This window comes from Litchfieldella xinjiangensis (genome assembly GCF_000759345.1).
Taxonomy (GTDB): Bacteria; Pseudomonadota; Gammaproteobacteria; order Pseudomonadales; family Halomonadaceae; genus Litchfieldella_A; species Litchfieldella_A xinjiangensis.
Map to the genome: position 1 here is coordinate 810,112 of NZ_JPZL01000002.1, position 25,143 is coordinate 835,254.

The 25,143-nt window shown below is 59.7% G+C and carries 18 protein-coding genes; 8 read left to right on the top strand and 10 right to left on the bottom strand.

Features of this window, described 5'->3' with window-relative positions:
- The first annotated feature begins 4 nt into the window (after positions 1–4).
- The 7 genes from miaA (at position 5) to JH15_RS11105 (ending at position 7,506) form a co-directional block, all read left to right on the top strand.
- The gene (gene miaA, locus JH15_RS11075; RefSeq protein ID WP_043530758.1) at positions 5–910 is read left to right on the top strand and encodes a tRNA (adenosine(37)-N6)-dimethylallyltransferase MiaA; all 906 of its coding nucleotides are present in this window, start codon (positions 5–7) and stop codon (positions 908–910) included.
- Between the two features lie 109 nt (positions 911–1,019).
- Complete coding sequence (gene hfq, locus JH15_RS11080) at positions 1,020–1,265, top strand: RNA chaperone Hfq (protein ID WP_043530186.1); 246 nt, start codon at positions 1,020–1,022, stop codon at positions 1,263–1,265.
- Between the two features lie 14 nt (positions 1,266–1,279).
- A complete protein-coding gene (gene hflX, locus JH15_RS11085) occupies positions 1,280–2,593 on the top strand; it encodes a ribosome rescue GTPase HflX (RefSeq protein ID WP_043530188.1) in 1,314 nt (437 codons plus the stop codon).
- 118 nt (positions 2,594–2,711) lie between these two features.
- Positions 2,712–3,956, top strand: a complete 1,245-nt coding sequence (hflK, locus tag JH15_RS11090) for an FtsH protease activity modulator HflK (RefSeq protein ID WP_043530189.1) — start codon at positions 2,712–2,714, stop codon at positions 3,954–3,956.
- Positions 3,953–4,840 (top strand): protease modulator HflC, encoded by an 888-nt coding sequence (gene hflC / locus JH15_RS11095; RefSeq protein ID WP_043530191.1) that lies wholly within the window; start codon positions 3,953–3,955, stop codon positions 4,838–4,840. Before hflK ends, hflC begins: the two co-directional genes overlap by 4 nt.
- A 96-nt stretch (positions 4,841–4,936) precedes the next feature.
- A complete protein-coding gene (locus JH15_RS11100; protein ID WP_043530193.1) occupies positions 4,937–6,124 on the top strand; it encodes an ATP phosphoribosyltransferase regulatory subunit in 1,188 nt (395 codons plus the stop codon).
- Between the two features lie 83 nt (positions 6,125–6,207).
- Complete coding sequence (locus JH15_RS11105) at positions 6,208–7,506, top strand: adenylosuccinate synthase (RefSeq protein WP_043530195.1); 1,299 nt, start codon at positions 6,208–6,210, stop codon at positions 7,504–7,506.
- A gap of 60 nt (positions 7,507–7,566) precedes the next feature.
- On the opposite strand, the gene JH15_RS11110 is transcribed toward JH15_RS11105, so the two are convergent.
- From JH15_RS11110 to JH15_RS11155, 10 genes are all read right to left on the bottom strand, one after another.
- Positions 7,567–8,811 carry an alginate lyase family protein gene (locus tag JH15_RS11110; protein WP_052384053.1) on the bottom strand — a complete coding sequence of 415 codons (1,245 nt, stop codon included), beginning with the start codon at positions 8,809–8,811 and terminating at the stop codon, positions 7,567–7,569.
- Positions 8,812–8,949: 138 nt separating this feature from the next.
- A complete protein-coding gene (locus tag JH15_RS11115; RefSeq protein WP_043530197.1) occupies positions 8,950–11,604 on the bottom strand; it encodes a tetratricopeptide repeat protein in 2,655 nt (884 codons plus the stop codon).
- 75 nt (positions 11,605–11,679) lie between these two features.
- A complete protein-coding gene (locus JH15_RS11120) occupies positions 11,680–12,939 on the bottom strand; it encodes an alginate lyase family protein (RefSeq protein WP_231566419.1) in 1,260 nt (419 codons plus the stop codon).
- A gap of 54 nt (positions 12,940–12,993) precedes the next feature.
- A complete protein-coding gene (locus JH15_RS11125) occupies positions 12,994–13,773 on the bottom strand; it encodes a polysaccharide lyase (protein ID WP_231566420.1) in 780 nt (259 codons plus the stop codon).
- A gap of 633 nt (positions 13,774–14,406) precedes the next feature.
- Positions 14,407–17,199 carry a tetratricopeptide repeat protein gene (locus tag JH15_RS11130; RefSeq protein WP_043530201.1) on the bottom strand — a complete coding sequence of 931 codons (2,793 nt, stop codon included), beginning with the start codon at positions 17,197–17,199 and terminating at the stop codon, positions 14,407–14,409.
- A gap of 57 nt (positions 17,200–17,256) precedes the next feature.
- On the bottom strand, positions 17,257–18,399 hold the full coding sequence (locus JH15_RS11135; RefSeq protein ID WP_231566421.1) for an alginate lyase family protein: 1,143 nt from the start codon (positions 18,397–18,399) through the stop codon (positions 17,257–17,259).
- A gap of 162 nt (positions 18,400–18,561) precedes the next feature.
- On the bottom strand, positions 18,562–19,461 hold the full coding sequence (locus JH15_RS11140) for a polysaccharide lyase (RefSeq protein ID WP_231566422.1): 900 nt from the start codon (positions 19,459–19,461) through the stop codon (positions 18,562–18,564).
- 64 nt (positions 19,462–19,525) lie between these two features.
- A complete protein-coding gene (locus JH15_RS11145) occupies positions 19,526–21,097 on the bottom strand; it encodes a PilZ domain-containing protein (protein WP_043530202.1) in 1,572 nt (523 codons plus the stop codon).
- Between the two features lie 42 nt (positions 21,098–21,139).
- Positions 21,140–22,711 (bottom strand): glycosyltransferase, encoded by a 1,572-nt coding sequence (locus JH15_RS11150; RefSeq protein WP_081948992.1) that lies wholly within the window; start codon positions 22,709–22,711, stop codon positions 21,140–21,142.
- Between the two features lie 11 nt (positions 22,712–22,722).
- Positions 22,723–24,069, bottom strand: coding sequence for a UDP-glucose dehydrogenase family protein (locus JH15_RS11155; protein WP_043530203.1), 1,347 nt, complete (start codon positions 24,067–24,069; stop codon positions 22,723–22,725).
- A gap of 581 nt (positions 24,070–24,650) precedes the next feature.
- On the opposite strand from JH15_RS11155, the gene JH15_RS11160 reads away from it, so the two are divergent.
- Positions 24,651–25,118, top strand: coding sequence for an SUF system Fe-S cluster assembly regulator (locus JH15_RS11160; protein WP_043530205.1), 468 nt, complete (start codon positions 24,651–24,653; stop codon positions 25,116–25,118).
- Positions 25,119–25,143: the final 25 nt, after the last annotated feature.

A 25,143-nucleotide genomic window follows, 5' to 3' on the forward strand; every position in this document is an offset into this window, starting at 1 on the left:
GCTGATGGGACCCACCGCAGCCGGCAAGACCGACCTGGCCATTGAGCTGCACGAGCGGCTTGGCTGCGAGTTGATCAGTGTCGATTCGGCCCTGATCTATCGAGGCATGGATATTGGCACGGCCAAACCCGGGCCCGACGAGCTGGCCCGTGCACCTCACCGTCTGATCGATATCCGCGATCCGGCAGAGGCTTACTCCGCAGCCGACTTTCGCCACGATGCCCTGGCAGCGATGCGGCAGATTACCGCAGCCGGACGGATCCCGCTGCTGGTCGGCGGTACTATGATGTATTACAAGCGCCTTCTTGAAGGGGTGGCCAATCTGCCTTCAGCAGACCCCGCCATACGCGCCGAACTCGACGCTCAGGCCCGGGCGCAGGGACTTTCGGCGTTGCATGACGAGCTGGGCCGCGTCGATCCCGAGGCGGCTAAGCGCATTCACCCCAACGATCCACAGCGTTTGCTGCGTGCCCTGGAGGTCTACCGAGTCAGTGGGCGATCCATGAGTGAGTTATGGCGACAGCAAGCTCAGGAAACCTTCCCGTGGAAGACGTTGTCGATAGGAGTGGCGCCTGCCGAGCGAAGCCTATTGCACGCGAGAATTGCCCAGCGCTTCGAGGCCATGCTAGAGCAAGGCTTCATCGATGAAGTCATTGCCCTGAGAGCGCGAGGCGACTTGCATCTAGGGCTACCGTCGATGAGGTGTGTCGGGTATCGTCAAGCCTGGGAGTATCTTGACGGTCAGCTTGACTGGGAAGGCTTGCGAGAAAGGGGCATCGTGGCGACACGTCAGTTGGCCAAGCGCCAGCTGACTTGGCTGCGCAGTTGGCCCGGGGTGAACTGGGTCGATAGCCAGCGCAGCGAAGCGCTGGAGGAAATCCTTAAACTCGTGCGCCATGCGGGTTCATAGCGTAAGATAAGCCCTTCGCTTGGCGGGTTGAGTCGAGCCGTTGACGAACCATGTGCCAATCGCTTGGCAGACAAAGAACACATTCAAAGAGACAGTTAGGGAGAGCAAAATGTCCAAAGGGCAGTCCCTTCAAGACCCGTACCTGAATATCCTGCGCAAGGAGCGCATTCCGGTTTCTATCTTCCTGGTCAACGGCATCAAGCTGCAGGGGCAGATCGAATCGTTCGATCAGTTCGTGATCCTGCTGCGCAATACCGTCAGCCAGATGGTTTACAAGCACGCCATCTCGACGGTGGTTCCGTCGCGCAACGTGCGTCTGCCGGCACAAGACCCTGCCGCAGCACAAGAAATCTAATCGCGAGGTAATGATTGTTTTTTGAACGACCCGACGCCGGCGAGACGGCGATCCTCGTCCATGTGGATTTCCATGACGAGAAGGAACGCGAAGATCCGGGTGAATTCCTGGAGCTGGTGCGTTCCGCTGGCGCCGAGCCGGCGACCCTGTTGCAGGGGAGCCGGCATCGGCCCGACCCGCGAACCTTCATCGGCAGCGGCAAGCTGGAGGAGCTGCAGGAACTCAAGCAGATCCACCATGCCGAGTTGGTGATTTTCAATCACGCGCTGAGCCCGTCTCAGGAGCGTAACCTAGAACGTGCCTTGAAGAGCCGGGTGCTGGACCGCACCGGACTGATACTGGATATCTTTGCCCAGCGTGCACGTACCCATGAAGGCAAGCTTCAGGTCGAGCTGGCCCAACTCGAATACATGTCGACGCGGCTGGTACGAGGCTGGACTCACCTTGAGCGCCAGAAGGGCGGTATTGGCCTTCGCGGTCCAGGCGAGACGCAGCTCGAAACCGACCGTCGCCTGCTGCGGGCACGCATCAAGTCGATCCACAAACGGCTGGACAAGGTGCGCAGCCAGCGTGACCAGAACCGTCGGGCTCGGGCCCGGGCGGAAATTCCCAGCGTATCATTGGTGGGCTATACCAACGCCGGCAAGTCGACGTTGTTCAATACGTTGACCGAATCCCACGTGTATGCCGCCGATCAGCTGTTTGCGACACTCGACCCGACCTTGCGTCGGCTGGAAGTCAACGACGTTGGGCCGGTGGTGTTGGCCGATACGGTAGGTTTCATCCGTCATTTGCCGCACAAGCTGGTGGAGGCGTTCCAGGCCACGCTGCAGGAGGCCTCGGATGCCAGCCTGTTGGTGCATGTCATCGATGCCGCCGATCCGGATCGTGAGCTCAACGTCGGTCAGGTCGAGACGGTACTGGGTGAGATCGGTGCGCTGGACGTTCCCACGCTGCGGGTCATGAACAAGATCGATCTGCTCGACACGGCCCCGCGGATCGAGCGTGATGGAACCGGCCGTCCCGAGGTGGTCTGGGTCTCGGCTCAGAAAGGCCTGGGCATGGACCTGTTGTATCAGGCTCTGTCGGAGTGTCTCGCCGACGATGTGCTCGAAGCCCATCTGACACTGGACCCGAGCCAGGGGCGGCTGCGTGCCGCACTGCACGATCTGGGCGCAGTGCGCGAGGAAAGCTTTGACGACAACGGCAAGATACGCCTGGATATTCGGCTCCCCAGACGCGACTTCATGCAGCTCATGGCGCGGCTGGGAGAAAAGGCCAACGATTACTTGCCCCCGGAACAACGGGAGCGCCCGGTATGGGACTGATGCGGCAGCATCGCCGGGTGTAGCGTTGGCAGCAAGACATCGCAACCGATGCTGTGATGCCCGATGATGAGTGATCGCATCGAGCATCAACGGACTTATTGCATAGTGGAGACGACGTATGGCTTGGAATGAGCCTGGTGGTGGCAACCAGCACGACCCCTGGAGCGGCGGCGGTGGCCGACGTGGTGGAAGCGGGGGCGGCGGGGGCGGGGGCGGGGGTGGTAACAATCAAGGCCCGCCCGACCTCGATGAAGCACTCAAGAAATTTCAGGACAAGCTGAACAACATGCTGGGCGGCGGGCGTGGCAAGCGCGGCGGCGGCAATGGTGGTGGAAAGCCGGGTGGCGGGCGTCGTAATACCTTCGCCTTGCCAGGACTGTTGGTCGTCGTTGCGCTCGCAATCTGGGCGGCGTCGGGTTTCTATCTGGTCGATCAATCCGAACGTGGCGTCGTGCTGCGCTTCGGTGAGTTCCAGCAGGTAGTGACACCGGGGCTTCACTGGAATCCGCCGCTCATCGATGACGTGCGCATGGTCAATGTGACGCGGGTTCGCTCACTGACCCAGACGCAATCGATGCTGACCCGCGACGAGAACATCGTCGAAGTCGAGATTTCGGCCCAGTATCAGGTCGCCGATCCTCGGGCTTTCGTGCTTAACGTGCGCAACCCCCAGCTCTCGATCGAGAATGCCCTCGACTCGGCACTGCGCCACGTGGTCGGTGGCACCGACATGATCGAAATCCTGACCTCCGGTCGTGAGATCCTGGGTAGCACCGTGGCCAGCCGTCTGCAGAGCTACCTCGACAGCTATGGCACGGGGTTGAGCCTTCAGACCATCAACATCGAATCGACGGCTCCGCCCGCTGCGGTGGTCAACGCCTTTGATGACGTGATCCGGGCGCGTGAGGATCGTCAGCGCACGATCAACGAAGCCATGGCCTATGCGAATGCGATCATCCCTGAGGCACAAGGCCAGGCCCAACGCCTGATCGAGCAGGGACAAGGCTATCGTGAGTCGGTGGTTTCCGATGCCCAGGGTCAGGCCAACCGCTTCAATTCGATGCTGACCGAATACCGCAACGCCCCCGAGATCATGCGTGAACGCCTGTATCTGGATGCGGTCAGTGAGGTGCTCGGCAACACCAACAAAGTGTTGATCGACGTGAGCGATAGTAGCCCGCTCATGTACCTGCCCCTCGATCAGTTGCGTAATGGCAACAGCGGTAATGGCAGCCAGAGCAACCAGAACACTAATGCCTCCAATTCAGAGAGCATTGATCCGCGTGTACTGGACCGCCTGCGTAATCAGCAGCAGTCGCAAGGTAACTCCAGCCGCGGTATCAGCCGGGAGGGCCGTCAATGATCAATAATCGTTCCCTGCTCATTGTGGGCGGGCTTGCCGCGGTGGCCTGGCTCGCCAGCAGTAGCTTGTATATCGTCGATGAAACCGAGCGTGCAGTGAAGCTGCGTTTCGGTGAGGTCATCGAGGAGAACATCCAGCCAGGGTTGCACTTCAAGATCCCGATCACCCAAACGGTTCGGACCTTCGATACGCGACTGCTCACCTTGGATACCGACCCCAGTCGTTATCTGACTCAGGAGCAGAAGGCGGTCATCGTTGATTCCTTCGTGCAGTGGCAGGTGGTCAATCCGACACGCTACTACGAGGCGACAGCCGGCGACGAGATGATGGCGGTTCGCCTGATTCAGCCGCGCGTCGACGAGAGCCTGCGTAACGAATTCGGTCGATTGAATTTGCAACAGATCATCGCGGAGCGTCGTGACGAGCTGATGGCGGGGCCGACCCAGGAACTCGACCGGCTGCTACAGAATGAGCTTGGTGTGGCGATCCGGGACATCCGCGTCAAACAGATCGATCTGCCGGAGGACGTGTCCCAGGCCGTCTACGACCGGATGCGTTCCGAGCGTGAGCGTGAGGCTCGTGAATGGCGCGCCCAGGGGCAGGAGGAGGCCGAGCGCCTGCGTGCCAACGCCGATCGTCGGCGTCAGGTACTGTTGGCACAAGCGACGGAACGTGCCGAAACCCTGCGTGGTGAGGGGGATGCCGAAGCCGCTGGGATCTATTCCCAGGCGTACCAGCAGGACGCGGAGTTCTTCTCGTTCTACCGTAGCCTCAACGCCTATCGTGACAGTCTGTCGGGTGACGGCAACATGCTGGTGCTGGAGCCTACCAGTGACTTCTTCCGCTATCTCAACAGCCCAAATCCGCCGGCGAACGGCGACTGAACGTCGCCTCAGCTGCACGGCCCCGGGGTTCAACCCGGGGCCAAACGTGATAGACTCCTTCAACCGGGCGTGGCCCGGTTTTTTTGTGGAGGAAATATGACCATCGCCGACCGCTGGTTGCTCCCCGACGGTATGGAAGAGGTGCTGCCACCCCAGGCGGCACGTATGGAAGAGCTGCGTCGTGCGCTACTCGATCAGTATCACCGCTGGGGGTATGACCAGGTCATGCCGCCGCCGGTGGAGTTTCTCGATTCGCTCTTGACGGGCACCGGAACCGACCTGGATTTGCAGACCTTCAAGCTCACCGACCAGTTGACCGGCCGGATGATGGGTGTCAGTGCTGACGTTACCCCTCAGGTAGCGCGAATGGACGCCCATTCCCTCAAGCGCCAGGGGCCGGTTAGGTTGTGCTACTGCACCAACGTGCTGCGTGCCAAGGCCGATCAACATCAAGGCGGTCGCAGCCCCGTCCAGGTTGGCGTCGAGCTGTTCGGTCATGCGGGCCCTCAGGCAGATCTCGAGATACTGCAACTCGCCCTCTCGAGCCTGCTCACGGCCGGTGCCGAAGAGATCCATCTCGCGCTTGGACACATCGGCATTTATCGAAGCTTGGTCCAGGCAGCGGCGCTCGACCCCGAGCAGGAGCGCGCCATTTTCGGCGCTTTGGAGCTGAAGTCGCCGGGTGAATTGGCCGCACGCGTGGCAGAGGGTGTCAGGGATCCGGCGCTGGCCGAGATGTTCCTGGCCTTGATCGACCTGCATGGGGGTCACGATGTGCTGGTGCGGGCACGGGAAGTCTTCGCCGAGGCGCCCCAGGCGGTCGGTGCGGCGCTCGATCAATTGGAAGGGCTGAGTGCCGGGGTCGTCGCAGCCTATCCGAATGTGGAGCTCTACTATGATCTTGCGGAACTTCGCGGTTATCAGTATCACACAGGGATGATGTTTGCCGCCTATGTGCCCGGTTACGGCCAGGCACTCGCCAAGGGCGGGCGGTATGACGATACCGGTCGCGCCTTTGGCCGGGCACGGCCGGCCACGGGGTTCTCCATGGACCTGAAACTGCTCGCATCGCTCGAGATTCAGGAGCCGACCCGGGACGGCATCTGGGCGCCAAGCGATGATGATGCGACCCTGGCCGGAACGGTTGCCGAACTGCGCCGTGCCGGCGAGCGTGTCGTCCAGGCACTGCCTGGGCAGCGAACCGGCCCGCAGGAGCACCGTTGTAACCGGCATCTCGTACAGGATGCGGGGCATTGGCAGGTAGCACCCTTGAACCAGGCATGACGTCGGCGTGTACCGAGACGCTGGATTATCATGATCGAATGCGCGATGTTTGGCCGCGCTGACGCAAGCAAGAGACGAGACCAATGGGCAAGAATGTAGTCGTACTGGGCACTCAGTGGGGTGATGAAGGCAAGGGCAAGGTCGTGGACCTGCTAACCGAATCGGCCACTGCTGTGGTGCGTTTCCAGGGAGGCCATAACGCCGGCCATACCCTGGTCATCGATGGCGAGAAAACGGTCCTGCACTTGATCCCTTCAGGTGTCCTTCGCGCCGACAAGACGTGCGTGATCGGTAACGGTGTCGTGCTATCGCCGGAAGCGTTGATCAAGGAAATCCGCGAGCTCGAAGCCAAGGGTGTGCCGGTACGAGAGCGTTTGCGTTTGTCGCCCGCTTGCCCATTGATCCTGCCGTATCATGTCCGCCTCGACCAGGCCCGCGAAAAAGCCCGCGGTGAGGCCAAGATCGGTACGACCGGCCGCGGTATCGGGCCGGCCTATGAGGACAAGGTGGCTCGCCGTGGTCTGCGCCTGGGCGACATGTTGCATCGCGAGCGTTTCGCGTCGAAATTGGGCGAAGTGCTCGATTATCACAACTTCGTTCTGACGCATTACCACAAGGAATCCCCGGTCGATTTCCAGGAAGTCCTCAATGAGGCCATGGAAATGATCGAAGAGCTGCGCCCGATGGTCTGCGATACCGTGGGCCTGGTGCATGGCATGCGCAAGGCGGGAGAAAATATCCTGTTCGAGGGCGCACAGGGGTCGCTACTGGATATCGATCATGGTACCTATCCTTTCGTGACCAGCTCGAACACCACCGCCGGGGGCACCGCGACGGGATCGGGCGTCGGGCCGCTGTACCTGGATTACGTACTCGGCATCACCAAGGCGTATACCACGCGCGTTGGTTCAGGACCGTTCCCCACCGAGCTATTCGATGAATTTGGCAGCCATCTCGCTAAGCGCGGTCACGAATTCGGGGCCACGACCGGGCGTCCCCGCCGGTGTGGCTGGGTCGATGCGGTGGGGCTGCGCCATGCGGTGCAGATCAACTCGGTCTCCGGGTTGTGTCTGACCAAGCTCGATGTGCTCGATGGCCTCGAGAATATTCGGGTATGCGTAGGCTACCGCAGCAAGGATGGCGATGTGTTGGATACGCCGGTGGATTCCGAGGGCTATGAGGCGATCGAGCCGCTCTATCGCGACCTGCCGGGATGGCGCGAATCCACGTTGGGCGTCAAGCGCGTGGAAGACCTACCAGCCAATGCTCGCTCCTATATCAGCTTCCTCGAGGAGCAGGTGGGCACGTCGATCGACATCATCTCAACCGGCCCGGATCGCGTCGAAACGATCGTGTTGCGTAACCCGTTCGATCACGACTGATACGAGACGTCTGGCAGGGTTTAGAAAACCGGCGCTCACGCGCCGGTTTTCTCGTTTGGCTCAGCCTTCGGACGTCAGGCCCTCGAAGGCCATCTTCTCCTGGCGCTCATCATCCATGCGTACGTGCTGCTGCAATTCCGGATCCATGAAGTAGAGTGTGGTGAAACCGCCGGCACTGCGGTTGTAGACCGGCCTCAGGTTGGCCAGGAAGGTATCGATACGCGGCTCCTGAAAACGCGAACGGTAGATCTCCATCCACGAGAAGAACTGCTTTTCCTTGATGAAATCGATGGATTGCTCACGAGGCGCCAGTTCATCCAGTAGCGTGGGGTCAGCCATAATATCCAAGGCGAAATCCACGGCGTCATGGATCGTCGACCCTTCGATATCGAGATCGTATATGTCATACCCCTGTCGAGCGATGATCTCCATGTTGGGAAGCAGGTACAGCAGGGCATAATTCTGGTATTGCACGGCACGCCGGCCGCGCTTCACCTCCAACGGGAGGGCGCCTTCTGCCGTCAGGTCATGCAGGGCGGAATAGACCCCGCTCACTCCGATCTGGAATAGCTCATCGTCCTGGGTCAGCACGCCGACCATACTGGCGTAGAGGGCCCGGCGGTAAAAGTGGTTATTGCAGCAACTGTTCCCTTCGCCTCCGGGAATGGCGACGTGAAAGTGAGCCAGGCCATTCAGCCAATCCTCGACGCGCTCTTGCTCTGCTTGCATCCCCTCGATGGCGGGGCGAACGGTGGAATAAGCCATGGCCGCGGAAAAGATCATCGAGGCACTATTGAACCAGGCCTGCGGCTCACCCGCTTCGTAGTGGAAATTGATCAGGGCGCTTTCGGTGGCCCAATGATCGAGGAACTGGACCAGGCATTCCGCATAATAATCGTCTCCCGTGGCTACATACGAGCCGGCCAGGGTACTCACGCTCTCCTCGAACTCGAACATGGGTTCCGTTGCCATTTCCCAATCGTCCCGGGCTGGATAGTAACCCGGTATGCGCTGCTGGGAGGTGAGGGGAGGAAGGTCGAGCAATTGCTTGCAGCTGGGACCAAGAGACAGCGTGTCGCGCTGTTGAAGGAGCAGGCTGTTGGTCGTTGTCCCAAGCATTTCCATGCGTTTTTCTACATCGAAATAGGAGGCATCGGGTACCTGGACGGTATAGTCGCTAAGATCTAGGGCGTTGCGCTCCGCGATCGTCATGGCACCGGCTGGGGGAACGGCAAGAACTAGAGTTGAAAGGAGTGACGTCGTGACTCCCTTGAAAACGCCGTAAGTGGGCTGTGTGCTCTCCATGATGTTATATCCTCTTCCTTGCGCGGATAGGGGGCGGTGTTGGACCGGCCTTGTTGTGCAATTCGAATTGATTGGCAAAGCCTGGGACGGAGACTTTCCGTCCCGGCTTTTTTATCGATTTGGTTCTAGCGGGGCGATTCAATCGGTGCTGGCGACTTCCACGTCACCCGCCGCTTCGACGGCACTCTCGTCGGTCAGCAGTTGGCGCAGCGTTTCCAGAGCGAGCTGGCTATCGCTTTGCATGACGCCATCGAGCCAGACCAGGGCTTGCTCGCGGTTCGCCATCTGAAGGCCCTCTGCGGAGAGGTAGGCTTCGGCCAAGGCAAGTCGTGCACTGCGATGGCCTTCGCTTGCTGCCTCGAAGAGGTATTCCGTGCCCTTGGCGCGGTCCATGGGGAGCCTCTCACCGCGCAGGTATTCGCGCCCGAGTGTCGCGAGGGCCCCTGTGTCGCCGCTCATGGCTGCCTGTTTCAGCAGGGTATGGCCGCGTTCGCTATCTTGGGCCAACGCTTCATCGCCCCTGAGCAGGGCGCGTCCCAAGCTGGCCTTCGCTGACACGCTACCACCCTGAATGGCTCGGGTGAGCCACCGGTCGGCCTGGTCGGTATCTTGATCGACTGCCGTCCCGCGCAGGTAGGCAAGACCCAGGCGATGTGCTGCATGGGGATTGCCCGACTCAGCTGCGGAGCGCAGATAGCGCAAGCCACGCTGGGCATCCTTCTCGACCTTGTTCCCGTCCAGATAGGCACGCCCCAGAACCAGGCTGGCACCGGCATGGCCTTCGTTGACGGCTTCCTGAAGTAGGGCGAGGCCCCGCTCACGGTCATAGGGGACATGACGCCCTTCGAGCATCAACTCGCCCATGGTGGCACGCGCACCCAGATGGCCTTGCTCCATGGCCCGCTCCAGGTACTCGAGCCCGCGTGACGTCTCGCCATTTTCCATGTACAGGCGGCCCAGGCTGGCAGTTGCCCCTTGGTGGCCCTCTTCATAAGCGCGCTCAAGCCACATGCGGGCCCGGCGGGGATTGCGTCCGACGCCCGTGCCATCCAGGTAGGCCCGGCCCAGGTCGGCCATGGCACTGGGCAGGCCTGACTCGGCGGCTTCCTTCAAGGCATCGATATTCCCTTCCTTGCCCTGGGCGCGATACGTTCGCGATAACGCCACGGCAGCCGAGGGATGGCCGGCACGCTGCGCCCGTTCGAGCCACTCTTGAGACCTAGCCAGGTCCTGTGAGACTCCTTCACCGTCCCGGTAAGCCCGGCCCATGACCACCATCGCGTAGCTGTCGCCCTGGTTTGCGGCTCGCTGTATCAGCTCGACACCCTGCGATACGCTACCCCTCAGTGCGCCATCGATATAAGCCTGGCCAAGCACGACCATGGCCGTGGTGTCATTCGCTTCAACAGCTGTGGCCAGAAGTTCCTGACCCTGTTCGGTGTCGTGTGCCAGCGTCTCGCCAGCCAGGTAGGCCTCGCCCAAGGTTCTCATGGCCGATGTCTGGCCCTGGTGGGCTGCGTCGCTGAGAAGCGCTTCGGCGCGCTGGGGATCACGTGAAACCCCAGCGCCTTCCAGGTAGGCGCTACCTAGAAGGGCCGTGGCATAGGGGTGTCCCAGCTCATGACCGCGCTGCAGGTACTCGACGGCTCGCTCGAGCTGACGTGTGACGCCACGCCCTTCCAGGTAAATATCACCCAGCAACGCCAGGGCCAGGCCGTCATCACGCTGTGCTGCGCTCTCGAGCAGGCTGATGCCCTGGCGGGTACTACGGCGCACACCGTTACCGTCCAGGTAGGCTTGCCCCAACGCGGTCATGGCCTGCGCATCGCCGGCATTGATGGCGTATTCCAGCATCGCAGCGCCACGCCGGGGATCGCCGCTCTCGAGAAGGACACGCCCAGCATTGCGTAACGCAGCTGGTTCGCCCGACTCAGCGGCTTGTACCAGCCATTTGCGCTGTTTTTCCGGCTGGTGGCCCAGTAGGCCATCCTCGGCGTAGAGGCCGGCAAGACGCGTCATGGCGTCGGTGTCGCCGTCCTGGGCCTGCCGCTCCATCAATGCAAGGTAGCGCTGGGTGTAACGCTCGGCCTGGTCAGGGCTTTCGCTGAGCCAGGAGCCTTGTTGATAGCCCTCGGCCAACGCCAGCAAGGCGTCCGGTTGACCCTCTTCGGCCGCCTCTTGATACAGCGCGACAGCGAGATCGGGATCGGCGTTGACGTTATCCCCGCCTTCCTTGAGAAGATCGGCCAACATCGCCTTGGCATCCCGGCCAACCTCTTCCTGGATGGCCTGGTTCAGCAGATGGTAGGCCAACACATCGTTGCGCTCGACGCCGACACCTGCGCGATAGAGCTTGGCCAGGTTGAGGGAAGCATGGCCGAGGATAGGGGAGGGGCGAGTGATAGCCTCACCGTAGAGCCGCGCCGCTTCGGCCTTGTCCGTATCGACACCTACCCCGTTATCGTACATCTTTGCCAGCTCGTGATACGCCGGCTGAAAATGGCCTTCCCCTGCCATGCGCTCCAGCCGCTCGATGGCCTCCTGATAGTTGCCCGCCTCGATGGCGGCCTGGGCCCGGTCGATCCGGTCCCAATCGGCGGAGTTCATGCGTGCAGGAAGGCCACCATCGAACCAGGCATGGTAACGTGCCGGAATAGGAGCCGTGGCATGTTGACTGGTGGTCGGGGTTCCCGGTGTGGCGCATCCGGTCAACCAGATGCTTAACGCTGCCGTGGCTAACCACGGCGCATGCGTTGCGACCTGACGCGTGAAAGACATGTTAGGTGTCGTCATGAGCCTCTCCTTGTCTCAATGATCCCTTGGGCTTGCTTAGCCCGCTATACGGGCTCTTCCTTTATTCGTACTCAACTAGTCGTCTTGCAGCCCTTCGAAAGCTACGGTTTCCTGGCGCTTCTCATCGTCGACTATATGTCCCTGGACGTCAGGATCCATGAAATAGAGTGTCGCGTAGCCGCCGGCACTGCGGTTATAGATGGGACGGAGGGTCTCTACGAATTCCTCGAAACGGTCATAGCCGAAGCGGGCTCGATAGATCTCGACCCAGGAAAAATATTGGGGATCCTTCATGAACCCGGTGTACTGCTCTCGCGGAGCGAGATCGCCCAATTCATCGGGGTCCTTCATGATGGTGGCGAGAAACTCGACCGCGTCGTGAATGGTCCTGCCGTCGACTTCCAGGTTGTAAATGTCGTAGCCCTGGCGAGCGATGATCTCCATGTTGGTGACCAGATAGAGCAGGGCATAGTTCTGGTAGTGGGTCGCACGACGTCCCCGCTCCATTTCCATGGGAAAGGCGCCTTCCTCGGTCATGTCATGCAACGCGGAATAGATGGCGCTGACACCGAACTGGAACATCTCGTCGTCTTCGGTCAATACGCCGACCATGGTGGCGTAGAGGGCCCGACGATAGAAGTGGTTGTTGCAGCAGCTGCTTTCCGCTCCATCGATGGACATATGTTCGGTGGCCAGTCGGTTCAGCCAATCCTCGACACGTTCTCGCTCCTCTGTCATCTCCTCGATGTCTGGCTGAACGACGGAGTAAGCCATGGCGGCGGCAAAGATCATCGATTCCAGGGAAAACCAGGCCTGCGGTTCCATCCAGTGGTAATGGAATTCCATGAGGGCATCTTCCTTCGCCCAGTTATCCAGGAATTTCACCAGGCACTCGGCATAGTAAGCATCCCCACTGGCCACGTATGACCCCGCCATCTCCGAGACGGTGTCCTCGAACTGGAATAGCGGTTCGGTAGCCAACTCCCAGGCGTCAGGGGTCGGGTAGAAGCCCGGGATACGCATGTTCTCGGTGATCGGTGGAAGGTCGAGGCGCTGCTGACAGCTGGGCCCGTAGTTCTTCAGCTCATCGCGCTGTTGTATGAGCAAGCTATTACTCGTCTTCTGGAGCAGTTCCGTGCGCGCTTCCCGGTCAAAGTAGGAGGCGCTGGGGTCTGTCACCGTGTAGTGGGACAGGTCGAGTTCCTTTCTCTCTTCCAGAGTCAGTGCAGATGCACTCGACGAGAGCCCGACAGCCAGTGCCAGGCCCGCACAGGCCGTAGTGAGTCGTTGGCCGGGACGCGACCTCGAATATTCTTTCATAAAGCGGGAAACCATGGCGTCTCACCCTCCTGGTTGGTGTCGCATCGGCCGGCTCCTGGCCAGCCATGGTCAATGGTGTGTTGAATAGATACGAAAGGCGGCAAAGTCGACAGACTGGTCGCGGGGCGAGCGCCAGGATTGACCAGTGCCGCCGAAGAAACTGGAGAACATGAGTCCATCGATGGCGACATCTTCAGATGTGCGGTATTCGATATTGCGCTGCTCAAGGACGGGCTTGCCGTCGACCCAGACCCTGGCGAGGCCGTCCGCCTTGCCAGGCGCGTTGAGAACGATTTCCTGCTCCAGGCTGACCCAGCGGCCGGTAGGGAAGGTCCACCAGCCGCGGCCTATCGAAGCCCCTTCATCGTCGACGACGTATTCGTAGAGTTCGCCTTGGCCGTCTTCTCGCCACATGAAGCGCATCGAGAAGCCGTTCTTGCCGGTCACCTCATCGCCGCCACTGGGTGCATCACCGCCATACAGCCCAGGCAGCTTTCCCCCCCTGACGAAGTCGAAGCCGGGTTCGAAGCGCACGTGATACTTGAGACAGGCCCGATCAGTAGCGCGTAGCTCTGCTTCCCGGGTATAGAACCCGAGACCGCCGCGAGGCACATCGGCCTTGTCAGCGTCACTGGGCGATGAGCTATCCTGGGGGTAGCGTACACGCAGACCAGGCTCTCCGAGGCCGGTCGCCAGAGCCGGAATCAGCAGGACATTTTTTTCCGTCCCCCAATCCCGGATCGATGCGTAATCCTCACGGATCGAGGCCTTGGCGTTACTGGCCTCGAGCTTGGGACGCGGGGAGGCCAGTAGGGAGTAACGTGTCGAGCAGGGCGCTAGCTCGGGCACGCTCAGATCATTCTCAGAGGCTTCCTTCGCCTGTGTAGACATCGGGACAAAGGCGGCACACGCGATCATGCACACGCGGCAAATTCCCTCGCCTATTCGTTTTTTCGCAAGCAGTTCCGGCATGCGTTCTCCTCGGGACCGCCGAAGCGCCCCTCTCCTTGAGCTGGTCGGGCTTGCTTGCCGCATCGTGGTGACCGCCTGCGGACAATCACTACCCAAGCGCACACGTTCAAACGTGTCACTGGAAGCGCCGCGATGGGCAACGAGACAAGATATTCATGAAGGATAAGCGGGCTCGTGATGTACGAGTTCCAACGCCAGTGGCCGCGCTTGAGCAGCCATTCCGTTCTGATTTTCAAGCTGGCCTGGCGTCCTGCCTGACACGCTTGAGGTCCTTGCAGCGAATATCTTTCCGATTCGTTTGTAACCGTTACTGACTATCGGAGATGCTCAGTCACATTTCATTTCAGCAAGCCTGAGCCGTTTCGTCAAATTGTGAGGGGGTGTATCTGAAAAAAAGCATGAGCCCCTTGGCGCGGAATGCCTTTTAGGCGGGAGGGGGGCTGATCGAGTGGAAAGGGAAGAGGAACCGTAGAAACAGTGGGCAGGCCGAAGGTCGGCCTGCCCGGTAGATCATTCGCTATCAGTGACTTGCTGCTCACTTGCCGCCTGAAGGGCGCGATCGTCGGTCAGCAGTTGACGTAGTGTTTCAACGGCCATTTGACCTTGGCCCTCGAAAACGCCATCGAGCCAGATCAACGCTTGCTCGCGATTCGCCTGCTCCAGGCCACGTGAACTCAGGTATGCTTCGGCCAGCGAAATACGTGCGCTCCGGTGGCCTTGGACAGCTGCCTGGAAAAGGTAATTGGCTCCTTTCTCAAGATCCTGCTCGATATTCTCGCCACGCAGGTACTCGCGTCCCAGGGTGGCTTGGGCGCCGGAATGGCCTTCCTCGGCTGCTGCCAGCAACAATTCATGCCCACGCTCGACGTCCTGTGCCATGGCGCCTTCGCCACGAATCAGGGCGCGTCCCAGGCTGGACCGGGCGGCAAGACTGCCCCCTTGGCTGGCTCGCTCGTACCAGCGCTTGGCTTGCTCGGCGCTCTGCTCGACGCCGTTGCCTTCCTGATAGGCCTGGCCGAGAAGATGCGCGGCGTGGGGATTGCCGCTATTGGCAGCGGCAGTCAGATACTCGACGCCTTTCTCGGAATCCTGTTCAACGTGCTGGCCTTGGAGATAAAGCTCGCCGAGCGTAAGCCGGGCGCCGCTATGGCCGCTCCTGGCAGCCTGTTGCAGCAACTCAACGCCGCGTTGAGGATCGGCGCTAGTACCTTGGCCGGTCAGCAGCGCCTCGCCAAGATCAGCGCGGGCTCCGTTATGCCCCCTTGCTACGGCGGCCTCAAGATAGTTGATGCCCTGGGAGGTATTGCCGCTTTCCATATACATGCGGCCTAAGCTCGCGGCTGCGCCTGCGTGGCCTTCCCGGTGGGCCCGCTCGAGCCAAATACGCGCTTGCTCATTGTTCTGCGGCACACCCCGGCCCTCGCGATAGGCGCGGCCCAGGTCGGCCATGGCCCCCGGGATTCCGGATTCAGCGGCTTCCACCAACGCTTCGATGTTACCGCCTTGGCCCTGTTCACGGCGGGTGCGTGCCAAGGCATCGTCGGCCGACTCATGGCCCGCATCCTGGGCCCGTTCGAGCCATTGTTGCGATAGCGCCAAGTCCTGTGGGACGCCGGTCCCTTCGCGGTAGGCGCGACCAAGCACCACCATGGCATAACCGTCACCGGCATTGGCGGCTTGCTTCAGGAGCTCTTCGCCCCGCTCGGGCTGCGACTGATTCAAGGTGCCTTCTTCGTCCGAACCGCCTTCCAGGTAGGCTTCGCCCAGCACTGTCATGGCCGTCGTGTCGCCGGCCTCGACGGCTTGCAGTAACCACTGCTCGCCCTGCTCAGGGTCGCGGGAAAGCACCTCGCCTGACAGGTAGGCCTCGCCCAAGGCGCGCATGGCCGATGTCTGTCCCTCATCGGCTGCCTGATTGAGCAGTTCGACTGCACGAACGGGATCGGGCGCCACGCCACGGCCTTGAAGATAGACCTCGCCGAGTTGGGCGGTGGCATAGGGGTGCCCTAGTTCATGCCCGCGCTGCAGGTAGTCGATAGCGATCAAAGGCTGCGTATCGACGACCTCTCCATCAAGATAAATACTGCCGAGTGAGGCCATGGCAAGCCCATCACCTTGTTCGGCGGCTTCTTCGAGCAGGCTGATTCCCCGCTGCGGATTGGCGGGCAGTGCGTCGCCTTCGACATACGCGCGGCCCAGGGTCACCTTGGCGTCCACCGAGCCTTGTTCGATGGCGGCTTGCAGCCACTGTTCGGCCTGGCCAGGCCGCGGCGTAATATTGTCCTCCTGACCCAACAGGGCCTTGCCAAGCAGGGCCATGGCATCGATATCGCCACTTTGTGCGCCCCGTTCAAGCATGTCGATGGCCTGGTCGGGATTTGATTCGAGCATGGCCCGGCCGGCATTGGTCAATGCCCCGGGATCGCCCGATTCGGCCGCCTGCATCAACCAATGTTGCTGCTGATCGGGTTGCGGGCCAAGCAGGCCATCTTCGGCATAGACACTGGCAAGCTGGGTCATTGCGCTTACTTCGCCACGTTGCGCTTCTCGTTCCAGCGCCTCGGCATAGCGTTGCGCATAGGTTTCGACTTGCTCCGGATTCTGCTCGAGCCATCCGCCGGGTTGGTGGGCTTCGGCCAAGGCAAGATAGGCTTCCGGATTGCCCTGTTCGGCCGCCTGGCGATATAGCCTTTGCGCAAGCTCAGGGTCGGCATTTACGTTCCGGCTACCCTCGGCCAGCAGATTGGCCAGTTCCAGGCCGGCATCGCGTTCCACCCCTTCGTCCAAGGCTTGCTTGAGCAAGTGATAGGCCAGAAGGTCGTTGCGTTCGACGCCCTGACCAGTCAGATACAGCTTCGCCAGATTTAAGGAAGCATGACCCAGGATAGGGGAGGGCCGGGTAATGGCCTCGCCGTAATGGTGGGCCGCTGTCTGGAAGTCCTGGTCGACCCCTTCTCCACGCTCATAAAGCTTGCCTAGTTCATGATGCGCGGGTTGAAAGTGGCCTTCCTCGATCATGTCTTCCAGCCGGCTCAGCGCTTCTTCGTAATTGCCGGCCTCGATAGCGGCCTGGGCGCGGTCGAGCCTGTCCCAGTCGGTAGAATTCATGCGAGCGGGGATTCCCCCATCGAACCATGCCTGATATTCGGAAGGCACGGGGGCGGTCGCATGCTGGGTTCTTCCAACACTGCCAGTTCCGCCACCGGTAGCGCAGCCGCCGATTGCCAGGGCCAGCGCAGCGCCCGCGACCCAACGCTGGGAGACATGCGTTCGTTCTAGCAGGGCGTGACGTGGTGTCTTCATGGGGTGCTCTCCTTGTCCTTTCGTTGCTGCCAATCCCTTGCAGGAGGCTCGCCGCGGTCAATCTCCGGATAATCCTTCAAAAGCTGCCGCTTCTTGCTGCGCTTCATCGACCACGACATTCTGCTGTACCTCAGGATCCATGAAGTACATTGTGGTGTAGCCGCCCGCACTGCGATTATAGGTAGGCCGCACGGTCTTGATGAACTCGGCGATTCTTGGGTCGTGGAAGTGGTGCTGATAAATTTCCATCCACGAAAAGTACTGATCGTCCTTGAGGAACCCGGTGTATTGCTCGCGTGGTGCCATTTCCCCCAATTTTTCGGGATCCTCGAGTATCGACATGATGAAGTCGACGGCGTCATGGATGGTCTTGCCATCTATCTCCAGATTGTAGATGTCATACCCTTGGCGCGCGATGACCTGCATATTGGTGATCAAGTACAGCGTGGCATAGTTCTGATAGTGAGTGGCTCGCCGCCCGCGTTCGATTTCAAGCGGGAGGGCGCCTTGCTCCGTCATGTCATGCAGGGCCGAATAGATGGCGCTCACGCCGAAGCGGAACAATTCATTATCCTCGGTGAGGACACCGATAATGCTGCCGTAGAGTGCGCGGCGGTAAAAATGGTTGTTACAGCAACTGTTTCCCTTTCCACCGGGGATCGCCATGTGTCGATGCGCCAAGCGATTGAGCCAATCCTCGACTCGCTCCCGCTCTTCTTCGAATCCGTCAAGCTCGGGGCGAACGATGGAATAGGCCAGACCTGCTGCAAAGATCATCGATTCAGTGGAGAACCACGCTTGAGGCTGGGTCGAGGCATAATAGAATTCCATCAAGGCATCGCTGCGCGCCCAGTGATCAAGGAATTTTACAAGACACTCGGCATAATACTTATCATCACTGGCCAAAAAAGAGCCGGCCAGCCCCGAGACGGTATCCTCGAATTGGAAGAGAGGCTCAGTAGCGAGTTCCCATGCTTGTGGGCTTGGATAATAACCCGGCACCCTCAGGCGTGTGGTGATCGGGGGGAGCGAAAGCACCTGACTGCAGCTGGGGCCTTGCTGCAACTCATCTCGTTCCTGAAGGAGAATGGAATTGCTGGTTTCAGCCAGCAGCTCCTTACGTGCTTCTACGTCGAAATAAGAAGCATCGGGATTATTCACGGTATAGTCGGACAGGTCGAGTTCCTGGCGTTCTTCCAACGTCAATGCGTGGCTCGATCCGATGCCGCAGAGCATGATGAAAAGAACCGTTGAGGCTGCCGTACCGAGGTGGGTCAGGGCGGTACATGAACGAGGTGTTAGCAAACCCATTGATGTGTCTTCCGAATAGGGGGTCGTCTCGAGGAGAACCGCCGCGCTAGATCAGCGCGGCGCGTAGAAGCGAAAAGCGGCAAAATCGATGGTCTGGTCCCGGGGCGTCCGCCACTCTTCACCATGGCCACCGAAAAAGGTGGAGAACATCATCCCGTCGATAGTCAGGCTGGGAGTGGTGCGGTAGACAATATTGCTTTGCTCGAGCACCGGTCGACCATCGATCCAGACGCGAGCAATGCCGTCTGACTCTCCAGGGGTGTTGAGTACGACTTCTTGCTCGACGGTCACCCACTGGCCAGAGGGAAAGACCCACTCCCCGCGGCCTACGGAATCGCCATAATCGTCTTCATCGCTCTGGCTGGCGACATACTCGTAAAGTTCGCCCTTGCCGTTCTCCCGCCACATGAAGCGCATCGAGAACCCTTCGTCGCCTTCGGCGGTTTCACCGCCACTTGGGCTATTGCCTCCGTAGAGACCTGGTAGCTTGCCACCCTTGACGTAATCGAAGCCGTACTCGAAGCGAACCTGGTATTGCAGGCAGGCGCGGTCATCAAGAGACGGGACATCGGCATAGAACCCTGCGCCGCCTTCCTCGGTATCGCCCGGAGAGGAGGTCCCTTCGGGATAGAGCACTCTGAAGCCAGGCTCGCCCAGGCCTGTCTCACTGGGGGAGAGAATTTCCACATTCTTGTCTGTCCCCCAATCGCGCTTGGTCTGGAAGCCTTCTCGAATCGCCTCCTGCGCATCGGCCAAGCCCATTGCGGGCTCGGGACTGCTGACTTGCGTATAGCGCTCGGAGCATTGAGCCACGGTCGGGGTGGACAACTGCGCTTCATCCTCGCCTTCGTCGGCCTGAACCGACAGGCTGGTCAGTGCAACAAGCGCTAGACTCGATAACATGACTTGGCTACGGGCCGGCCGTAGTAATGAATGTTGGCTGTATTTCAACGTGCTCTCTCCTCATCGCGGTGGGGTTGCCACCGCGACGTAGTAGGTGAGTTTCGTTCAGGGGTTAGCCTGCTTCTTCATCGGATTCGTTGACGGCGGTCTTGTATATCTCGTCGACGAATGACACCACGCTGCTAGTGCCTTGCCAGATCCATTCGGACATGGCGCTCAATACCGGGGTTTCGGCGAAGCGAACATCAACCGGCTGACCGACGGACTCGGGCGGAAGCGGCTCCTCGGGAACCAGAAGTACACTGGCAACATTTTGCTGCTGGCGAACCCAGCTGGGGAAACCGGCACGCGGTTGACGCTCGATGTCGAGAGCGACGTTACGCACCTTGGCGCGAATCGCCTCGTTTGAATTGGCCAAGGAGACGTAGGCTGTCTGCTCCGGCTCGATCCGGGCAATATCGCTCATGTGTACGAGCGCCTCGACCAGAATGTCGTCCTCATCCTCGGTACGAATGAGCGTCATGATACGCTCACTCTCATTGATGTAGGTACCATCGGCACTACTCAATGCCCAGGCCACCAGGCAATTGCAGGGGCTCGAGATCTCGTTCTGCGACATCCGCGCCTGAAGGGCACTGATCCGCGAGCTCTCGTAATCGCGAGCGGTCTCGAACTGTTCGATCCGGGTACGGGCAATTTCCGGCGATGCGGTCTCGAAGCTGACTGTCTCGCCGCTACCTGGCTGTGCCGAGTTGGCCAGGCTGACCTGTTCGACCCCAGCATTATTCAGGCTTTCCTGGAGGTTCTCGATCAGCTGCGAATTGTAGCGATGCGACGCTTCCGCCAGGATCAGGTCAGACTGTAGATCGCTGTTATTGACCGAGGTCAGGTACTGGTCGCGTTCCACGCGATCGCCGGCTTCGAGATTATGCTGCTCAAGAATCCCCGGCCCTGGAGCGCGAATATCGATACGTGGTGCGGTTACCGCGGCGAAGCTCGGCTCGATGAGCATGAAATTGCGGTAGACCGTTGCTGCAGCCACCAATGCAAGGATCCCGGCAGCCGCAAACAATGCGATATAGCGCCCCCAGGGTTTGGGAGGCTGGCTGACAGGCGGAGTCGAGCGCCGTGTGTTGCTTCGCTTGCGAGGGGTCTGCGGATCCTGGCCGCCCACCATGTCTTCGATGCTGGCATGGTGCCCGCTCAGATAAGCACGAATGACACGTCTCAGCACTTCACGTTGTGGCGCTTCGATCGAGGTGATCTCGAACGCGTTCTTGTATGCCTGCCCATCGTCGGTAGGTACGCTGCGTACGCAACGCGCCTGCACGGGTACGTTGAATTCCGCAGATCCCGCTTCCAGTAGAAGTGAGATATCTACCGGGGTTCCCGGCTCAAGCGCTTCTTCGCTATAGAGGGCAAAGCCTCCCAGGGCAAGATCGCCGCCTGTCAGCACCCGGTCATCCGGCATCTTGGCATGGAAGGGCGGCGATAGGCGTACGTGGCGCCGCTCATCGCGCCGTTCATGCTTCAGGAAATCCTCCCGAGACTGGGCGGCAGACTCGTGTTTCTCATTGCCGGGAGCTGCCGTGTTCTGCTGTGCCCCGTCCTTGCGACCACCCTGGCCCAAGGTCGGCTCAGTACGGTTTTCACCGTCACTATTGGGATGATTATGTTCTGTCATGTGTCCGCCTCTCCTTGCTTAGGTTGCTTGGGCGTCAATGCGTCAATGCGGGAACAGTCCCCAATTCTGCAGTATTTCCAACGACATCATGTCGGGTGGCAACAGCACGCCTGTAGTCAAGATCAGTATGAAGACTAAGCAACTGACTGCGAGGCCATGTAGGAAGTTGCCCATGCGACGTTGCCGCTTGACAGCTTTGGGGTCGTCGGGCTCGCCTGCGGAAATCCCTTGCCGCGACCACTTCTGGCGATTGAATCGGAAACTTACATAAATCTTGAGTAGCGCTCCGCCGATCTGGTTGTAGTAGAGCAGCGGTATCCACGTGAAGCTGAACCGCCCGTGTTGCCAGGCCAGCACCAGCGTCGCGATCGTTCTCGTGAACATAATCCACAACAGATACGCGAAGATGAACGATGGGCGGATGAATAGCGTCACCAGGATCGCGACGGTCGGCCCCACTAGCGTAGTCCACATCGAAATACGCTGATCGACCAGACTCCACCAGGTGAACATGCCCATTGGGCGAGGCCCCAGCTTGATGGCCCGGCCACTGGTGCGCAGCATGTTGCCGTACCAGCGCTTCATCAAGTCGAGTGTCGAACTGAAAAAACGGTGTCGATCCGGCAACTCCTCGAAGCCCGTAACATAGACATCGGGGATGTAGCGCATCTTCCAGCCACGTTGCAGTAGCCAGTACCACGTCGATTTATCATCGCCCGACAGGAACTTGAAATTCCCGAAGCGCCAATGTTCGACGTGATCGCTCTCTACTAGTTCAATGAAGCTGGGTTGCGTCGCCAGGTCGGCCCGGAAAGCGCTATAGCGCCCGGTAAGAACCAGCAGACGTCCCGACAGCGACATCGAGCTCATCATCAGATGGCGCTGCGCATAGCGCAGGTCATACCACTCCTTGGTGGCATCGTTGCCAGTGACAACGGCGTTATTGTTGGTCGTGATCGCACCCAGGTCATTCTGAATCATGAAGAACGACAGCGAATGCTTGAACGTGCCTGGCTCGAGGCGAATGTCGCCATCCATCGAAACCAGCAGCGACCGTTCCGTCGGCATGCACCGAGAGATCGCACGAAGCACTTCAGCCATGGCCGAGCGCTTGCCATCCCCTTTCTGGAACATGTACCGGACCTCGACATTCTCCGGCCAACCATTGTCATCCAACACATGATCGATCACGTCGATATCGGAACGATCCGATATTGCTGCGAAGACTGTGGTCGGCACGCCGAAATCAACGGCCTCACGGATCAGAGCGTCATACACCATGAAGCTGGTTTCGGGATCGATGCGAAAAGACGTGCAAAGCACGTACAGTGCATCGGGCTGATCCACTTCACTGGCGGCATCGGCTTGGGCGCGCAGCGGTGGAAACACCTTGCGGTTGTACCAAACCGAACGTGTAGCCTGAACGAACCACCACGAATAGCGCCAGATGCCGATGAAACCGATCACAAAGAAGAACTGCTTGGATTCCGGCGAGAAAATCTCGCTCGGAAGCTCCGACAGCAGCAAGATCAGCACCGACAAACCCAGCAATAGCGTGGCGACCTCCGTCGCCCAACTGGCGACGGAGGGTTGCGGTCTTTTAGGGTGTGACATGAGTGTCCCCCTTACGCTGCTTCCGCGTTGAGGGAATCTCCACGGCCCATGGCGAAGTAGAGCAGGCCTGCGGCCTTGACGGCGTCAAGGTCGAACAGGTTGCGGCCGTCAACGAGGACAGGAGAGGCCAGGGCGTTGCGCAGCTTCTCGAAGTCAATCGTACGGAATTCCTTCCATTCGGTGCAGATCACCAGGGCATCCGCCCCTTCCAGCGCATCGTCGCGGTGGTCGGCATAGGTCAGGTCATCACGCTCGCCGTAGATGCGGCGGCATTCGTCACTGGCCTTCGGGTCGTAGGCCTGGACCTTGGCGCCGGCTTCCCACAGCGACTCCATCAACGTGCGGCTAGGCGCTTCGCGCATGTCGTCGGTGTTGGGCTTGAAAGAGAGACCCCAGACGGCGATCGTCTTACCCTTGAGATCGCCATCGAAGGCTTTCATCAGCTTGTTGAATAGCTGGCCCTTCTGGCGATAGTTGACCGTTTCGACCGCTTCGAGCAGCTCCGAGGTCTGGCCCAGTTCATGAGAGGCACGCGCCAGTGCTTGTACATCTTTGGGGAAACAAGAGCCACCGTAGCCGCAGCCCGGATAGATGAACTGGTAGCCGATACGCGGATCACTACCGATCCCGTGGCGGACGTTCTCGATGTCGGCCCCCATTTGTTCGGCCAGGCGCGATATCTCGTTGATGAAACTGATCTTGGTCGCCAGCATGGCATTGGCCGCGTATTTGGTGAGCTCGGCACTGCGGATGTCCATGAACATCAGCTTGTCCTGCTGGCGGCTATAGGGGGCGTAACATTCACGCATGGCGCGCTTCACGCGCTCGGAGTCGGTGCCCACGATGATGCGTGCACCCTTGGAGAAATCCTCGATAGCATTGCCTTCCTTGAGGAACTCCGGATTGGAGCAAACGTCAAAGGCCAGCTCCGCGCCACGCTCGGCCAGTGTCTCGGAAACTGCGGCACGTACCTTGTCTGCGGTGCCGACCGGGACTGTCGATTTATCGATGATGACCTTGTAATCCTGCATATGGGTGGCGATGGTGCGCGCCACAGCCAATACATATTTCAAGTCGGCGCTGCCGTCCTCGTCGGGCGGGGTACCGACCGCGATGAACTGCAGCTGGCCAAATTTCACGGCCTCTTCAGCATCGGTAGTGAAGTTGATGCGTCCGGCTTTCATGTTATTGACGATCATGGTGTCGAGGCCCGGCTCATGGATCGGCACGATCCCTTGCTTTAGCCCGTCCACCTTGTTCTGGTCGACGTCGACACAGAGAACTTCATGGCCGACATCAGCCAGGCATGCCCCAGTGACCAGGCCGACATACCCTGAACCGAAAATTGTGATCCGCATACGTTTGGCTCCTTGCGCAATTTGCTCGCCCGCGTCTTGCAGGATGAATGGCGTCCTATAAGCACGTAGCGAGCCAGAATGTCCGTGTGTGAATCGGATTACACCAAGGTCTTAGCCAAAACCGTGCCGGATCAGTAGCTTATTATTCAATTTCAGTTAGTTACCTTGTTTCAGTTGGGTAAGTAGGAAGCTGGTGAAAAAATACTAGCTAAAAAGTGTCGCTTAATGGCAACGCTCATGATGGATATATTAAGAAAGGTTGCAGAACAGGGGGTTAAAGTGTCGCCTATTTGAGACAGTGAGGGTGCGGAGCTTCCCTAAGCTAATGATATTTAACTTGTAATTTTTTATGCTGCAGTGCTTTGTAAGAGAATCCGGATGCAAGCTAGGTCGAAACAGATGAGAAGTTTTTGCGTACGAGAAATCTGTGCAATTGTGCGTCATCTTCGTTAAACGTGCCGATTCGCTATACCTATTGCTCCGATTGCTGCTGGCGGCTTCACATACCCTTCATACAGGACTAAAATGGTCCTCAATTGAACCAGGCTAATCTGGACGGATGATCGAGGGGTGGACCCGGCATGATGAAGCTTTCCCGGATGACCGACTACGCTGCCGTGGTGATGGCGCAGATTGCCCGGCATCCCGAGCGTTCGCATGCCGCCGGTGATCTGGCCGATGCCGTGCTACTTCCCCACCCTACGGTGAGCAAGACACTCAAGATGCTGGTACGTGCCGGGCTTCTGGTTTCGCAGCGTGGCGCTCAAGGCGGCTATCGCCTGTCGCGCCCGGCCATTCAGATTACCGCCAGCGACATCATCACCGCTATCGAGGGGCCCGTGGCGGTGACCGAATGCAGCCACGATGATGGCGATTGTGACCTGGTTGCGACATGTGGCGTATCCGACAACTGGCAACGGGTGTCGCTGGCCATACGCACCCTGTTGGACAGCGTAACGCTGGTTCATCTCGCGCAAACGACGCCGATCAAGCTGCCCGTGCAGCTACCGATTCAAACCGTGACGCTGGCAGCATCCAGCGACCGATAACATCACCCGAGCAAGACTCGACCGT

Excerpts from the sequence above, each read along its gene's own strand:
- hfq (WP_043530186.1), top strand. The coding sequence starts at position 1,020 with ATGTCCAAAGGGCAGTCCCTTCAAGACCCGTACCTGAATATCCTGCGC.
- hflK (WP_043530189.1), top strand. The coding sequence starts at position 2,712 with ATGGCTTGGAATGAGCCTGGTGGTGGCAACCAGCACGACCCCTGGAGC.
- JH15_RS11155 (WP_043530203.1), bottom strand. The coding sequence starts at position 24,069 with ATGCGGATCACAATTTTCGGTTCAGGGTATGTCGGCCTGGTCACTGGG.
- JH15_RS11115 (WP_043530197.1), bottom strand. The coding sequence starts at position 11,604 with ATGACGACACCTAACATGTCTTTCACGCGTCAGGTCGCAACGCATGCG.
- JH15_RS11160 (WP_043530205.1), top strand. The coding sequence starts at position 24,651 with ATGATGAAGCTTTCCCGGATGACCGACTACGCTGCCGTGGTGATGGCG.
- JH15_RS11150 (WP_081948992.1), bottom strand. The coding sequence starts at position 22,711 with ATGTCACACCCTAAAAGACCGCAACCCTCCGTCGCCAGTTGGGCGACG.
- JH15_RS11130 (WP_043530201.1), bottom strand. The coding sequence starts at position 17,199 with ATGAAGACACCACGTCACGCCCTGCTAGAACGAACGCATGTCTCCCAG.
- JH15_RS11105 (WP_043530195.1), top strand. The coding sequence starts at position 6,208 with ATGGGCAAGAATGTAGTCGTACTGGGCACTCAGTGGGGTGATGAAGGC.
- JH15_RS11120 (WP_231566419.1), bottom strand. The coding sequence starts at position 12,939 with ATGGTTTCCCGCTTTATGAAAGAATATTCGAGGTCGCGTCCCGGCCAA.
- hflC (WP_043530191.1), top strand. The coding sequence starts at position 3,953 with ATGATCAATAATCGTTCCCTGCTCATTGTGGGCGGGCTTGCCGCGGTG.
- JH15_RS11110 (WP_052384053.1), bottom strand. The coding sequence starts at position 8,811 with ATGGAGAGCACACAGCCCACTTACGGCGTTTTCAAGGGAGTCACGACG.
- JH15_RS11100 (WP_043530193.1), top strand. The coding sequence starts at position 4,937 with ATGACCATCGCCGACCGCTGGTTGCTCCCCGACGGTATGGAAGAGGTG.
- miaA (WP_043530758.1), top strand. The coding sequence starts at position 5 with ATGGGACCCACCGCAGCCGGCAAGACCGACCTGGCCATTGAGCTGCAC.
- JH15_RS11145 (WP_043530202.1), bottom strand. The coding sequence starts at position 21,097 with ATGACAGAACATAATCATCCCAATAGTGACGGTGAAAACCGTACTGAG.